Annotated in this window: 14 protein-coding genes; 9 read left to right on the forward strand and 5 right to left on the reverse strand. The window is 63.5% G+C overall.

The window, feature by feature from the left end:
• Window positions 1–234: 234 nt before the first annotated feature.
• The gene (gene xylA, locus NKH02_RS13320) at window positions 235–1560 is read right to left on the reverse strand and encodes a xylose isomerase (RefSeq protein ID WP_352879265.1); all 1326 of its coding nucleotides are present in this window, start codon (window positions 1558–1560) and stop codon (window positions 235–237) included.
• 132 nt (window positions 1561–1692) lie between these two features.
• Between xylA and NKH02_RS13325 the strand changes: the two genes are divergently transcribed.
• Window positions 1693–2055, forward strand: coding sequence for a nuclear transport factor 2 family protein (locus NKH02_RS13325; protein WP_352879267.1), 363 nt, complete (start codon window positions 1693–1695; stop codon window positions 2053–2055).
• Window positions 2056–2252: 197 nt separating this feature from the next.
• Here the strand turns inward: NKH02_RS13325 and xylB are convergent, their stop codons facing one another.
• The 3 genes from xylB to NKH02_RS13340 form a co-directional block, all read right to left on the reverse strand.
• Window positions 2253–3707 carry a xylulokinase gene (xylB, locus tag NKH02_RS13330; protein ID WP_352879269.1) on the reverse strand — a complete coding sequence of 485 codons (1455 nt, stop codon included), beginning with the start codon at window positions 3705–3707 and terminating at the stop codon, window positions 2253–2255.
• 82 nt (window positions 3708–3789) lie between these two features.
• Window positions 3790–5112, reverse strand: coding sequence for a tetratricopeptide repeat protein (locus tag NKH02_RS13335; protein ID WP_352879271.1), 1323 nt, complete (start codon window positions 5110–5112; stop codon window positions 3790–3792).
• A 400-nt stretch (window positions 5113–5512) separates the two neighbouring features.
• Entirely contained in the window at window positions 5513–6136 is a 624-nt protein-coding gene (locus NKH02_RS13340; RefSeq protein WP_352879273.1) for a LysE family translocator, read from the reverse strand.
• 216 nt (window positions 6137–6352) lie between these two features.
• Between NKH02_RS13340 and NKH02_RS13345 the strand changes: the two genes are divergently transcribed.
• The 8 genes from NKH02_RS13345 to NKH02_RS13380 all read left to right on the forward strand — a co-directional run bounded on the left by NKH02_RS13345 (window position 6353) and on the right by NKH02_RS13380 (window position 13174).
• Window positions 6353–7120, forward strand: coding sequence for a L,D-transpeptidase (locus NKH02_RS13345; RefSeq protein ID WP_352879275.1), 768 nt, complete (start codon window positions 6353–6355; stop codon window positions 7118–7120).
• Between the two features lie 86 nt (window positions 7121–7206).
• Window positions 7207–8373, forward strand: a complete 1167-nt coding sequence (locus tag NKH02_RS13350; RefSeq protein WP_352879277.1) for a diphosphate--fructose-6-phosphate 1-phosphotransferase — start codon at window positions 7207–7209, stop codon at window positions 8371–8373.
• Window positions 8374–8407: 34 nt separating this feature from the next.
• Complete coding sequence (locus NKH02_RS13355; protein WP_352879419.1) at window positions 8408–9127, forward strand: MBL fold metallo-hydrolase; 720 nt, start codon at window positions 8408–8410, stop codon at window positions 9125–9127.
• A 262-nt stretch (window positions 9128–9389) separates the two neighbouring features.
• Window positions 9390–10913: a DegQ family serine endoprotease gene (locus tag NKH02_RS13360; protein ID WP_352879279.1), complete on the forward strand. Its 1524-nt coding sequence runs from the start codon at window positions 9390–9392 to the stop codon at window positions 10911–10913.
• A 141-nt stretch (window positions 10914–11054) separates the two neighbouring features.
• The gene (locus tag NKH02_RS13365; protein WP_352879281.1) at window positions 11055–11666 is read left to right on the forward strand and encodes a molybdopterin-dependent oxidoreductase; all 612 of its coding nucleotides are present in this window, start codon (window positions 11055–11057) and stop codon (window positions 11664–11666) included.
• Entirely contained in the window at window positions 11663–12409 is a 747-nt protein-coding gene (locus tag NKH02_RS13370) for an FAD-binding oxidoreductase (RefSeq protein ID WP_352879283.1), read from the forward strand. Before NKH02_RS13365 ends, NKH02_RS13370 begins: the two co-directional genes overlap by 4 nt.
• 130 nt (window positions 12410–12539) lie before the next feature.
• Complete coding sequence (locus NKH02_RS13375; protein ID WP_352869337.1) at window positions 12540–12773, forward strand: AbrB/MazE/SpoVT family DNA-binding domain-containing protein; 234 nt, start codon at window positions 12540–12542, stop codon at window positions 12771–12773.
• Complete coding sequence (locus NKH02_RS13380; RefSeq protein WP_352879285.1) at window positions 12770–13174, forward strand: type II toxin-antitoxin system VapC family toxin; 405 nt, start codon at window positions 12770–12772, stop codon at window positions 13172–13174. Before NKH02_RS13375 ends, NKH02_RS13380 begins: the two co-directional genes overlap by 4 nt.
• 16 nt (window positions 13175–13190) lie before the next feature.
• Here the strand turns inward: NKH02_RS13380 and NKH02_RS13385 are convergent, their stop codons facing one another.
• Window positions 13191–14291: an FAD-binding oxidoreductase gene (locus NKH02_RS13385; protein WP_352879287.1), complete on the reverse strand. Its 1101-nt coding sequence runs from the start codon at window positions 14289–14291 to the stop codon at window positions 13191–13193.
• Between the last annotated feature and the right edge of the window lie 16 nt (window positions 14292–14307).

The following is a 14307-nucleotide window of genomic DNA, read 5'->3' on the forward strand; positions in this document are numbered from 1 at the left end:
CCCAAAGCAGCAGCCAACGCATGGCTCGCAAAAGCACCCCGAAGATCGATGACGATCTCAAAACAGACCTGAGTCGTGTACCGTGAGGCCCTAGAGCATTACCGCTCTAACGCTTTGTTTTGACGCAATTCCGGACGGAAAACCGCTTCACACTTTTCCTGGAATTTCTCTAGCAGGAAGCGATTGCCGCGGCTTTCAGTCAGACGTGGTGGATATCGGTCCAGAGGTCGGACTTCACACGTACCGGTTGACGATGTTTTCCAGCAGTTCCTGGCGGCCCGACCTTGGCTGCGGCTCGATCTTCTTCTTGACGACGCGCTCGGCGATATCTTCCAGCGTGCGCTTGCCGGACAGCATCGCCTTGCCCTCGGCCGTGTTCCAGCCGGCATAGCGTTCGGCCAGCGGTGCGGACAGCGCCTTGTCCTCGACCATCCGGGCCGCCGCCTTGAGGCCGCGTGCGCAGGAATCCATGCCGCCGATATGACCGATCAGCAGATCCTGTGGGTCGAGCGACTGGCGGCGCAGCTTGGCGTCGAAATTGGTGCCGCCGGTCTTGAAACCGCCGGCCTGCAGGACCTGGTAGTAGGCCAGTGCCATTTCAGGCACGTTGTTGGGGAACTGGTCGGTGTCCCAGCCCGACTGGTAGTCGTTGCGGTTCATGTCGATCGAGCCGAAGACGCCGAGCGCATTGGCCAGCGCCAGCTCGTGCTCGAAGGAATGACCGGCCAGAATGGCGTGGCCCTGCTCGATGTTGAGCTTGACCTCCTTCTCCAATCCGAAGCGCTTGAGGAAGCCGTAGACGGTCGCGACATCGTAATCGTACTGGTGCTTGGTCGGCTCCTGCGGCTTCGGCTCGATCAGGATCGTGCCCTTGAAGCCGATCTTGTGCTTGTAGTCGACGACGAGGCTGAGGAAGCGGCCGGCCTGCTCCTGCTCGCGGGCAAGGTCGGTGTTGAGCAGCGTCTCATAGCCCTCGCGCCCGCCCCACAGCACGTAGTTCTCGCCCTTCAGACGCTTGGTGACGTCAATGCAGCTTTTCACCGTCGCCGCCGCATAGGCAAAGACATCCGGATCGGGATTGGTGGCGGCGCCCGACATGAAGCGGCGGTTGGAGAACAAATTGGCCGTGCCCCACAAAAGCTTGACGCCGGTCTGCTTCATCTTTCCCGCGAAGTAGTCGGCGATCTCGTCAAGGCGGGCCGCACTTTCGGAGAAATCCTTGCCTTCAGGCCGTACATCGGCGTCGTGGAAGCAGAAATAGGGCGCACCGAGCAGCGAGAACATCTCGAAGGCGACGTCTGCTTTCAGTTTCGCCAGTTCCATCGTGTCGATGCCGCCGGCCTTGGGGAACCACGGCCGGTCGAAGGTCTGGCCGCCGAACGGATCGCCGCCCGGCCAGGCAAAGGAATGCCAGTAGGCGACGGCGAAGCGCAGATGGTCTTCCAGCCGCTTGCCGGCCACAACCTCATCCGGGTTGTAGAACCGGTAAGCCAGCGGATTGGTCGAATCCGGTCCCTCATATTTGATCTTCTTGATGTCGCCGAAAAATCCGCTGCTCATGTTTTTTCCTCTCGAATAGTTCGCCCTGATTACGTCAGGTAATTCGCCTCGATTACCTCAGGCGTAATTGGTTTCGTTCGTCCGCTGGTCGAAAAGGCTCACGTCAAAACAGCCAGACAAAGGAGACAGGCCATGACCGACCTCAACAAGATCGCCCAAAACTACATCACCGCCTGGAACGAAAGCGATGCCGAGCGCCGGGCCGACTTGCTCAAGGCGACCTTCACCGAAGACGTCAGCTATCGCGATCCGCTCATGCAGGGCGATGGGCATGCGGGCGTCGCGGCTCTGATCGGCGGCGTGCAGCAGCGCTTTGCCGGGTTTCGCTTTTCGCTGAAGGGCACGCCGGACGGTTTTGCCGACAAGATCCGCTTCTCGTGGAATCTCGGACCCGAGGGGACGCCTTCGGTGATCGAAGGCACCGATATCGGCGTCATCGAGAACGGCCGCCTGAAGAGCGTCACCGGTTTTCTCGACAAGGTGCCGGCGCAGTGAGGACTTCTGGGGGAGGCGGGCGTGAAGCACCCCCCTCTGGCCTGCCGGCCATCTCCCCCGCAAGGGGGGAGATTGGTTGGCATCCGCGCCATCGCCAATCATCCACCTTGCAGGACTGGCATACCCGCCAACGCTGCTAATCTCCCCCCTTGCGGGGGAGATGCCCGGCAGGGCAGAGGGGGGTGCCTCGCGCTCATTCACGCGGTCACGCCCCTGATTGCCGGGTAGAGCGACCGGTAGCGCTGATACGCATCCGCATACGCCCCAGCGAGCGCAGCGTCCGGTTCAACGGTAGCATCCGTGCTGGGCGCCGTGCACACAGCCAGCGGATCGGCACCCGTCGCCGCGATCAGGCCGAGCCGTGCGGCGCCAAAGGCGGCGCCGAAGTCGCCGTCGGCGGGAATGTCGATAGGCAGTTGAAGCGCGGTGGCAATCGCCTTCAGCCAATAGCGCGAGCGCGAACCGCCGCCGATCGCCGTCACCCGCGTCAAGGTAGTGCCGGCCTTGGCCAGGGCTTCGAGGCTGTCGCGGAAGGCAAAGGCGACGCCCTCCAGCACGGCCTGCGTCAGCACGGCACGGCTCGATTCATGCGCCAGCCCGGTGAACGCGCCGCGAATGGCGGAATCATTGTGGGGTGTGCGCTCACCCGAGAGATAAGGCAGGAAGGACACGCCGCTGGGTGTCTTCAATGAGTCGCCGAGTTCGGCGGTCAATTCGCCGGCGCCTTTGCCGGTGATTTCGGACAGCCAGTTCAGCGAATCGGTTGCCGACAGGATGACGCCCATCTGGTGCCAGGTGTTCGGAAGCGCGTGGCAGAAGGTATGCACTGCACTTGCCGGGTTGGGCAGGTAGGACGCGTTGGCGGCAAACAGCACGCCCGATGTGCCGAGCGAGACGAAGGCGTGGCCGGCGCCGACCGTGCCCATGCCGCAGGCAGAGGCCGCATTGTCACCGGCACCGCCGGCGATCGGAATGCCGGCCTGGACGCCCCATTTCGAGGCCAGTTCGATACGCAGCGCGCCTGCCTTCTCCGTACCCTCGACCAGCGACGGCATCTGCTTTTCATCGAGCGATGTCGCGGCGAGCAGTTCCGCACTCCAGCGGCGCTTGCCGACATCGAGCCAGGACGTGCCGGCGGAATCCGACATTTCCGAAATGTGTTCGCCCGTAAGCCAGAGCCGCAGGAGATCCTTGGGCAGCAGCACTTTCGCGACCTTGGCGAAGACTGCGGGCTCGTTGTTCTTAACCCAGGCAAGCTTGGGCGCCGTGAAACCGGGAAATACGATGTTGCCGGTCAGCGCGCGGAAGCGCGGATCGGCGTCGAGGACGGCGGCCTCGGCATGGCTGCGTGTATCGTTCCACAGGATGCAGGGGCGCAGCACCTTGTCGGCGGCATCGAGCAGCGTTGCGCCATGCATGTGGCCGGACAGGCCGATACCCTTGACCGCGGCGAACTCCCCGGGATGCCTGGCCTTGAGATCGGCAATCGCCTCTTCGCAAGCGCGGATCCAGTCGTTGGGGTTCTGTTCCGACCAGCCTGGATGCGGCCGCGACACGTCGATCGACGCATGGCCGGAACCGATGACGGTTTGCCCGGCATCGATGAGCAGCGCCTTGACGCCCGATGTCCCGAGATCGAGGCCGAGATACATGGTTTCCTCCCCTTGCCATTAATTTTTTCGGGTCCCGAAATAATCTGGCTTGGTCAGTTTCTAAGACAAGATCGGTCGCGGGTCAATTCTCTGACAAATCGGCGGCACGCCGGGAAAGCAGCGCCGACAGTGGACTGTCGGGTCGCGCCATCGACCGTTCTGCCGTCAGCGCCCGGGCAAGCGCTCCCTCACCGGCGCGCAGGGCCGCCTCGATCAGTGTCAGGTCGATGACGTCGCGTTGGGCGTGGCTGCCGCCGAAACGGTGGGCGATCGCCCGGATCGGCCGGATCAGGCGTACGGTCTCGGCATAGCTGCCCTCACCGAATGCCTTGATGGCGAGCGTGAGGGGATGGCCGACATCCCTGGTGAAATCCGCATTGTCGTCGTTGCCATGCATGGCCTCGCGCTGCGTGTCGAGCAAGGTCCGAGCCGGGGCTTCGAGCCCGGCGCCGACAAACGCCATCATCGCGTGGGCATCGTTGAAGGCATAATTGCCGGCGCCGGCGTTGCGCCAGTTTGCGGCGATTGCCGTCCAGCGGTCGCCGACATCGATGCCGCCAAGATAAAACCGCCACAGGATTGCCGACGCATCGACCATGTTGAGCGCCATCGTCGATTGCACGCTGTAGATGGGGCCGTCATAGAGCGCCAGCACTTCGTCCGTTTCACCGAGATCATAATGGAACAGCGCCAGGTGCCACCAATTGTGCACCTGCAGGAAGCTCTCCCTTGTCCACGCCTCGGGGTTGGCGCGCATCCAGGCGATGCCATCCCTTTGCCGGCTTTGCATTTCCATGACATGGGCGACGGCATGCTGCGCCCAGCCGTCGCGCGGCTCCATGTCGACTGCCGAGCGGCCAAGCTGTTCGGCCCTGATATAGTCACCCATTTCCTCCAGCCCGAAGGCCTGCATGCCGAGCACGGCGTGATAGCCGGGCATGCCGCTTTGCCAGGACGGCAGGGCACGGGCGATGCGATCACGCAGCATGCGGGCATTGCCGGTGAAGAAATCGATCTGGTGGCCGACCTGCAGCGCCAACCCGTCGCGCGGGGTCTCGATGGTGATATCCTCGAGAACGCGGCTGGCTTGATGCCAACGCCCGTTGGCGAGATGACCGAGAGCCGAGACATGCGCCTGCTCGCGCGCGGTCGCGGCAAGCGACAGTGCCGTCTCATGGCACGCCTTGGCCACGGCCGTCGCCTCCCGCTCGGTCGCAAGGCCGAACAGATAGCCCTTGAAGACATGCGCCATGACAAAGCCCGGATCTTCCGCGATGGCGCGGTCGATGGACGCCACGGGATCGCCGATGAAGCACTGCAGTTGACGCACTGCCTGGCTGTAGGGCGTGACTCCCGCCTCCGTTGCACCCGAAAGCGTCAGGCCGAATACGTCCCTGATTGCCATGCGATGTCCTTTCATCGACCCGTGACAGGCCCTCGATCCTTCGGCCCAAGGCGATCCTAAAGCATGGGCCACCGACACGCCAACCATGCGCGCTGCGTTTGCCGCATGCGTGCTGGATCCATCCGCCGGGAACACCGTTTACACCTGCGATAGCGGCGACTCGGGCGGCAGACCGAGGCGTGATCGCCAAGGTGACGGACAAGGTCAGCATCTTCGCCACCGGCGACTACACCACTAATCCTGGCGGCCACAAACGCCGCATCCTCGAAGGCAATTTCGGCTTCAGCGTGAAATGGTGAGGCGAAGGTGTGCTGATATTCAGGTGATGCCGGTTTGCCACGGCTGTTTTCGCTGACCGCCGAAGTTGGCGCTGCCCGATGAACGAATCCAACCCCCTACCTCAGTTACCCGAACGCATCGCCACCGTGGCGATGCCGGCGCCGACCAGCAGCGTGCCGCCAGTGCGATTGAAGATGCGGATCGCCTTGGGATTGCGCACGACGTTGCGTGCGCGTGCCGCGATCAGCGCATAGCCGAAGGCATTGGCGAAGGCGAGCGCCAGGAAGGTCGTCTCGAAGATCAGCATCTGCGTCCAGAAATCGGCGTGCCGGTCGAGGAACTGCGGCAGGAAGGCAACAAAGAAGGTGATGCTTTTCGGGTTGAGCGCGGTGACCAGCCAGGCATGCGCCATCATCTTGGCCGACGACACCGCATCGGTGCGCGGTTCGGCTTTCAGCGTGCCGCCGGCACGAAACAGTTTCACGCCGAGATAGATCAGATAGCCGGCGCCGATCAGCTTCAGGATGGTGAAGACGGTCGCCGAGGCCGCCAGCAGCGCGCCGATGCCCAGCATCGACATTGTCATCGCGGTGAAGTCACCAAGCGCCACCCCGACGGCCATCGGCAATGCGGTGCGCCAGCCCTGGCCCAGCGCGTAGGACACGACCAGAAGGATGGTCGGACCCGGAATGATGAGAAGGATCGTCGATGCGGCGGCGAAGGCGGCCCAGTTTTCGAAGGACATGCTCGTCTCCGTTGAGCGTAAAGAAGAGGATAAATCCTTGGGTCCGGAAGAATGTAAAGAGGCGATTCCCTAATTCGCCAACGGCGGACCGGCGTCAGTTCGCGCCGCAAACGCAGGCTGAGCAAGGTGTCTTCACGCTTTATCAACCATGAATGATGAAAATGCCTGCTATCCGGCCGGACCGTGCTTCCCGCCGACAGCGTAGGGTTTGGGTATATGGGTGAGTTGCCGCAGGGTCTGACGCCGCCGCGAAATGGCGACGCAATCGAAATCGATCATCATCTTTCCCGCCGCGCCATCCTGTCGGGGGCAGGGGCGCTCGCACTGCTCAGCGCCGCCGGTTGCTCGACCTCGGGTGGCGGCCTGCCGGCGCTCGAGCTCGACGGCGTCACCACCGGTTCGGTGCCGCCGATGCGGCCCGCGATCAGCGTCGACAAGAACATCACCAGCCCCGGCGTCATGTATGCGGCGCTGACCGACGGCGGCTTTAACGTGCCGGAAGTGCCCTATTTGAAGGTCAAGCCGGAATTCCGCCGCCAGATCGTCGTCGACACGACAGGCGAGGCGCCCGGCACCATCGTCGTCCACCTGCAGGAGCGCATGCTCTATCTCGTCCAGCCGGGTGGCGATGCCATCCGCTACGGCGTCGGCATCGGCAAGGACGGCTTCCGCTGGTCCGGCCGCGCCAACATCCAGTACGGCAGGGAATGGCCGACCTGGACGCCGCCGCCCGAAATGATCGTCCGCAAGCCGGAACTGGTGAAATGGCAGGCCGGCCAGCCCGGCGGCCTGACCAACCCGCTCGGCGCGCGCGCTCTCTACATCTACCAGGACGGCAAGGACACCGGCTATCGCATCCACGGTTCGCCCGAATGGGCGAGCATCGGCCAGGCGATGTCGTCGGGTTGCGTGCGCCTGATCAACCAGGACATCATCGACCTCTACAGCCGCGTCTCCAAGAAAAACCCGGTGGTGGTCGTCTGACACGTCACCCGCTCCACTCTTCCGTTGCGCGATAGCAAAAGACAGGCGAATGTGCCTGCGAATTCATCGCTCGGGAGACGTCAGGAATGGCCGGAACTTTTGTCATCGCGCAGGGCGGCGGCCCAACCGCCGTCATCAACCAGACGGTGGTCGGGGCGACGCTGGAGATCCGCAAGCGGCATCCCGGTGCCAAGGTCCTCGGTTCCCTCCACGGCGTGCGCGGTATCCGTGACGGCAACTATGTCGATCTTTCCGCGATTCCCGAGGACCGGCTGCGGCTGATTGCCGGAACGCCCAGTGCAGCCCTTGGCTCGACACGCGACAAGCCGGATGCCGCCTATTGTGACGTCATCCTCAACGGATTGAAGAAGGCCGGCGCCGACGCTTTCATCTATATCGGCGGCAACGACACGTCGGGCACGCAGCAGATCCTGACCGATGCCGCAGGCGGCACGATCGCCTTCGTCCATGCGCCGAAGACCATCGACAATGACCTCGAGGAGAACGACCACACGCCGGGCTTCATTTCGGCGGCCGAGTTCGTCGCCGGCGCGTTCCTTTCCGTCGACCTCGATTTTCGCGCCTTGCCCGGCATCTATGTCGGCATCGTCATGGGTCGGCATGCCGGCTTCCTGACCGCGGCCGCCGCGGCATGGCAGCTCGACCCCGACAGCGGCCCGCATCTGGTCTATGTGCCCGAGCGCCCCTTCTCGGCCGCCGGTTTCATCGACGACGTGCGCGCCACGCTCGATCGCCACAAACGCTGCATCGTCGCCGTTTCGGAAGGTGTCGGCACCGCCGATGGCAAGGCGCTGGTCGAAAGCCTGGTGCCGCCGGACAAGCTCGAGCGCGACGCGCATGGCAACGTCAAGCTGTCGGGCAGCGATCTGCCGGCCGCACTCGAGCGCGCACTGGCCGAAGGCCTGCCCGGCAAGCGCGCCCGCGTCGACGCGCTCGGCTACATGCCGCGCGGCTATATCGGCGCCATTAGCGCGGTTGACGCGCGGGAGGCTTTCGATGCCGGCGCCTTCGCGGTTGCCGTCGCCGAACAGGGCGGCGGCTCGGTGGCGCTGCAGTATGACGGCACCAAAACGGTGCTGAAGAAGGTGCCACTGAAGAACGTCGCCGGCAAGACCCGCCACATGCCGGACGATTTCATGAAGCCCGATGTCAATCAGCTGTCCGACGCCGGCATGGCTTATCTCAAGCGGCTGGTTCCGGAGAAATACAAGGTCGGAAAGCCCTTCGTCTGATGCTGGGTCACAGCTGATGCCGGGCTCACAGCTGATGCCGGAGTGGTTCAGCAAAAGCATCATCGACGACAAGACGACGATGCTGACCGAACCGTTCGTGCATGAGTACCTGCGTGCCAACATCTGGTATCTGCGCGGCCGCGACGCCGACCTTCTGGTCGATACCGGCATGGGCATCCGTCCGCTGGCGCCTGAGATCGAGACGCCCGACGGCAAGCCGCTGCTGGTCGTCGCCACCCACATCCACCTCGACCATGTCGGCTCGCTGCACGAATTTCCGTGGCGAGCAGGGCCAAGGACAAGCGCGGAACAGTTCGAGAGCATGGATGAGGCGGCGACCTACGCCTACATGTTCCGTGATCTCGAAGGCGCCGTTTCGAAAGTGCCGGCGCCGGGCTGGAAGGCCGCCGACTACAAGATCCCGCCCGCGCCGCTAACGCGAACCCTGGACGAGGGCGACATCGTCGATCTCGGCGACCGGCAATTCCGTGTGCTGCATCTGCCTGGCCATTCGCCGGATTCGATCGCGCTGTTCGACGAGGCCGACGGTCTGTTCTTCAGCGGCGACGCCATCTACGACGACACGCTGATCGACGATCTGCCCGATTCGGACCGAACGGCCTATATCAGTACGATGCAGCGCCTGCTCGACCTGCCGATCCGCATCGGCCATGGCGGCCACGGTCCGAGCTTCGACAGCAAGCGCATGCACGACATCGCCACCGCGTATCTAGGGCGAACCGGCGGGATCTGATGCCCCGGCGAGGCAGGGAACACCGAACTGGCGCGGCGCCTGACGACATCGTGACCAGCCGTCATACGGAAATTAAATCTTCGTAAGGTTGCCCGAAAACCCTAAATCGGGCCAATCCACGTCCTAGATGCAGAGCTGTCGATCCGGTCGGCTGCCATGCCAGGCGAGACGGGCATTCGCGACGTTCGACACGCCGAATGGCCGGTTTCCCCACAAGGAGACCTCCACGGCGACCGATCAACTCTCGCCCGGACAAACGACCATGTCAGACATAATTCGCAGACATCGCGTCGCGGCCTTGCTGGGCGCTGCGCTGATCATATCTCCTTTCGTCATGTCTTTCGCTCAAAGCGAAGGTAACACCGTTCCGACCACCCAGACGCCTGTCGCCGGCCTCACCGCTCCCAACGGCTCGTTCGCCCCCATCGTGGCGGCCGACAAGCCGGCGGTGGTAACGATCACCACCGTCATGAAGGCAGAGCCTGGAACGACGAGCGATGCCTCTCCCTTCGACGGCGGCTCGCCTTTCGACGACTATTTTCGTCAGTTCTTCGGTGACCAGGGCATGCCGATGCCCAAGACACCGCCACAGCAGCAACCGCAGCGTGCCGAAGCGCTGGGTTCCGGCTTCATCGTGGGCGCGGATGGTATCATCGTCACCAACAATCACGTCATCGATGGTGCCTCCTCGATCAAGGTTGCGCTCGATGACGGCACCGAACTCCCCGCCAAGCTGGTCGGCCGCGATGCCAAGAACGATCTCGCCGTCCTCAAGGTCAAGTCGGACAAACCCCTGCCGACTGTCAAATGGGGTGATTCCGACAAGCTCATGCCAGGCGACCAGGTATTGGCCTTCGGCAACCCGTTCGGCATCGGCACCACCGTCACCGCAGGCATCGTTTCGGCCCGCGGCCGGGATTTGCACAGTGGCCCGTTCGACGACTTCATCCAGATCGACGCCCCGATCAATCATGGAAATTCCGGCGGTCCGCTGGTGGATGTGAACGGCAATGTCGTCGGCATCAACGCGGCGATCTATTCGCCCAATGGCGGCAGCGTCGGCGTTGGCTTCGCCATCCCGTCCGACCAGGCCCAGAAGGTTGTCGCCAAGCTGATGAAGGACGGCTCGATCCAGTATGGCTACCTCGGCGTCGAGATCCAGCCGGTGACGGCGGATGTGGCGAGCGCAATCGGCCTCGATCATCCCGCCGGCGCGCTGGTTTCGCGGGTCAATGACGGCTCGCCGGCCGCCAGGGCCGGAGTCGAGGCCGGCGACGTCATCACCAGCTTTGCCGGGCAGGATGTCAAGGATCCCAAGGACCTGTCGCGGGCGGTCGCCGATGTCACGCCTGGCGCCAGGGAGACCCTGAGCATCTGGCGCAAGGGCAAGGCCGTGGATATTTCCGTCGATATCGGGCGCAACACCGACGACGTGAAGACCGCGTCGCTGGACGACGGGTCCGGCGCGCCTGGCGTCGGGCAAGGTTCCCCGGCGATCGGGCTTGGCCTGATGGACATCACCCCTGACATTCGCGAGCAGATGAATCTCGCCCACAATCAGCGCGGTGCGGTGGTTGCCAGCGTCAATCCCGACAAGGCTGCCGCGGCTTCCGGAATCCAGGCCGGCGACATCATCGTCGCCGTCAATCAGATGCCGGTGAAGAGCGCCAGGCAGGTCACCCAGGCGATCGCCCAGGCCGGCAAGTCCGGCAGGAAGTCGGTGCTGTTGCTGGTCGAGCGCGATGGAGGCCAGATCTATGTCGCGGTGCCGCTCGCCAATGGCTGACGCGAGGCGCTGAACTGAATGCAAAGGCGGTAGGCTCTTCGGAACTGCCGCCTTGTCCGTCAAGATTTCGGTTGCCCGCGGCGGCATCATCGAGAAAACTGCGGCAGGCAGACGGATGCCTGGTGCAGAGGATTTACCGCGATGGTCACCCGAGGTTTCTCTTCAGGACGGCGGCCGCCAGCCGATGGCGATGCGCGCATTCCGCCCGGCCAATATCTCGAACAGGGTTTTCCAGTCTTGTCGGCCGGTCCGACGCCGCGTGTGCGCACCGAGGATTGGGCTTTCACGCTGAAGCATGGCCCGCGCCCGATCAAGAAATGGAACTGGGCCGAATTCAACGCGCTGCCGCTGACCAAGATGACACGCGACATCCATTGCGTGACCGCATGGACCAAGTTCGACACGCCGTGGCAGGGCGTGCTGGTCGACGATATCCTTGCAGACGCGGGTTTGGAGCCGCCGACCGGCTTCACGCTGGCGCACGCGTTCGATGGTTACACCACCAATGTGCCGGTAAAGGATCTCACCGCCGGCAAGGCCATGGTGGCGCTGCTCTATGAAGGCAAGCCAATCACGCCGGATCACGGCGGCCCGGCAAGACTGCTCGTTCCGCATCTCTATTTCTGGAAGTCGGCCAAATGGCTGAACGGCCTGCAGTTCACGACGCGCGACGAACCCGGTTTCTGGGAATTGCGCGGCTATCACATCCATGGCGATCCATGGCGCGAACAGCGCTATACGGGCGATCCATGAGCGATGCGGCAGCAGTGCAATCGCCCTGGCAGACGGCCGGGATCGTCCGTATCGAAAAGCGCACGCCGCGGGTCACCAGCTTCTTTTTCCAGCCATCGCGGCCCTTTGCCTATCGCGCCGGGCAGCATGTCGACGTCAGGCTGACGGCGCCGGACGGTTACCAAGCTCGCCGCTCCTATTCCATCGCCTCCGCGCCCGAGATTGACGGCGTGATCGAGCTGGCGATCGAGAAACTCGACGATGGCGAGGTCTCGCCATTCTTCCATGAGGTCGCGGCGATTGGTGACGAGATCGAACTGCGTGGGCCGCTCGGCGGGCATTTCATCTGGCCGGAAGATGAGAGTGGCCCGCTTGTGCTGGTCGGCGGCGGCTCCGGTGTCGTGCCCTTGATGTCGATGGTCCGCCATCGCGCCGCGCGTAATTCGAAGGTGCCCGTCATCCTGGTCTCTTCAGCCCGGATCTGGGACGAAGTGATCTTTCGCGACGAACTGATCGGCCTCGACGACCGCAGGGACGGCTTCGACCTTGTGCTGACACTGACGCGCGAAGCCGCGCGGCGCCCGGCCGATTATGCGCGGCGAGTGGACGTCGCGATGATGGCGCAAGCAATGGCGCGGCTGCCCGAGCCGCCCGGTCTCGCCTTTGTCTGCGGCTCCAACGCTTTCGTGTCGGTCGCCGCCCAGGCGCTGATTGATGCCGGCGTTGCAGCGGGAAACATTCGCACCGAACGCTACGGAGTCTGAACGGACGTTGCCTTCCCAACGCATGTCGTCTTGGCACTGACAGTTCGGCCGAGGACTCGATGCTTCAAGCATTGAAATCCGACCTGCAAGGTAATACCTTATCGAAACATGGTATTACCAGAGGATGAAGATGGCCACCACCGTTACGGCAAAGGGACAAGTGACCATTCCCAAACCGGTCCGCGATCTCCTGGGGATCGTCCCGGGCAGCAGGGTCGATTTCCGACGCGCCGCCGATGGCAGCGTGGTGCTGGCTCGCGTTGACAAAAAGCCGCCTGCGAGCCGCTTCGCCAAGTTGCGCGGCCATGCCGGCGAGGGGCTTACGACCGACGCGATCATGGCGCTGACGCGTGGCGAAGCGTGACGTTCGTCGACACCAACGTTCTGCTCGACCTCGTTACGGATGATCCGACCTGGGCGGACTGGTCGGTTGCACAGCTCGAGGCAGCGAGCCTTAATGGGCCATTGTTGATCAATGATGCGGTCTACGCCGAACTTGCTGTTCGGTACACTCGCATCGAGGATCTCGAGACGTTTCTGGACGCGGCCGGTCTCGAAATGGCTCCGATGCCGAGAGCCGCCCTTTTCCTGGCCGGAAAGGTGTTCACACAATACCGCCGATCAGGAGGATCCAGGATTGGCGTGTTGCCCGACTTCTTTATTGGCGCCCATGCCGCTGTCGCTCGGCTTCCGCTCCTGACCCGTGATGTCAGCCGCTACCGGACCTATTTCCCATCCTTGAGGCTGATCACTCCGGGCCCCTGATGGCACCAACCGCCGGTCACGCCTCGATTTCGAGCGCCGAAAGCGGTTTTGAGCAACAGGCGAGGATAAAGCCGTCGTCGATCTCGTGGTCGAGGATGCCGCCATTGTGGCTCATCTCGACGTCGCCCGCGACCTTCTTCACTTTGCAGGTGCCGCACAGGCCAAACTCGCATGCGGCGGGAATCCTCACACCTGAAGCCCGCGCGGTCTGCAGCACGGTTTGGCCGGCGACGCATTCGGCGTCGACATCCGAAAGCGCGAACCGGATCGGTGTCACGGCTTCGGCGACAACGGCGGCGCCGTCTTCCTCGGGCGACGTGAACGGCGCCAGGATTTCTTCCACGACAGGCGCCGCAAAGCTCTCCTGATGATATTTCGTCATGTCGAAGCCGGTGGCCTCCAGCATGCCGCGCACGGCGCGCATGAAGGGATCGGGGCCGCAGCAGAAGATTTCGCGCTCGCGGAAATCGGGCGCCAGCAATGGCAGCCGGATCGCATCGATGCGGCCCATATGGCCGAACCAGCCCTCGCGGCTCGACCGCTCCTCGATCATGAAGCCGAGCGACAGGCCGGGCATGCGGCTGCCGAGCAGTTCGAGTTCCTTGCGGAAGATGATCTCTTCCGGACGGCGCGCGCAGTTGACGAAGCCGACATCGGTCCATGGCGCGCAGTCGTTCAGCCAGCGCAGCATCGACATCATCGGCGTCACACCGGAACCGGCGGAGATGAACAGATACTTGGCCGCCGGGTGGCTGTGCAGCGAAAAGTCACCTGTCGGCCCATAGGCCTTGACGTGCGAGCCCGGCGCCAGATGGTCGAACATCCAGCGCGTGCCTGTGCTGCCCGCCTGCGCCTTCGCTGTCACCGCGATCGAGAACGGCCGCGATGGCGAGGACGACAGCGTGTAGGTGCGCATCAGCGGCCCGTCGGCTGTCGGCAGTTCCAGCGTCACGAACTGGCCCGGCTTGTAGCGGAACCAGGTCTGGTTGTCGGAGCGGAAGGTGAAGGTCTTTACGTCGGGTGCTTCGTCGCTGACGCCGATCACTTCCAGCACCTGCAGCCTGTCGTTCCAGGGCGTCATCTGGTCGAGATGGCGATAGAGGCCAAGATCCGTCATCGCATTCATCCTCTTG

Source organism: Mesorhizobium sp. M1396 (assembly GCF_040317725.1).
Classification (GTDB): Bacteria; Pseudomonadota; Alphaproteobacteria; order Rhizobiales; family Rhizobiaceae; genus Mesorhizobium.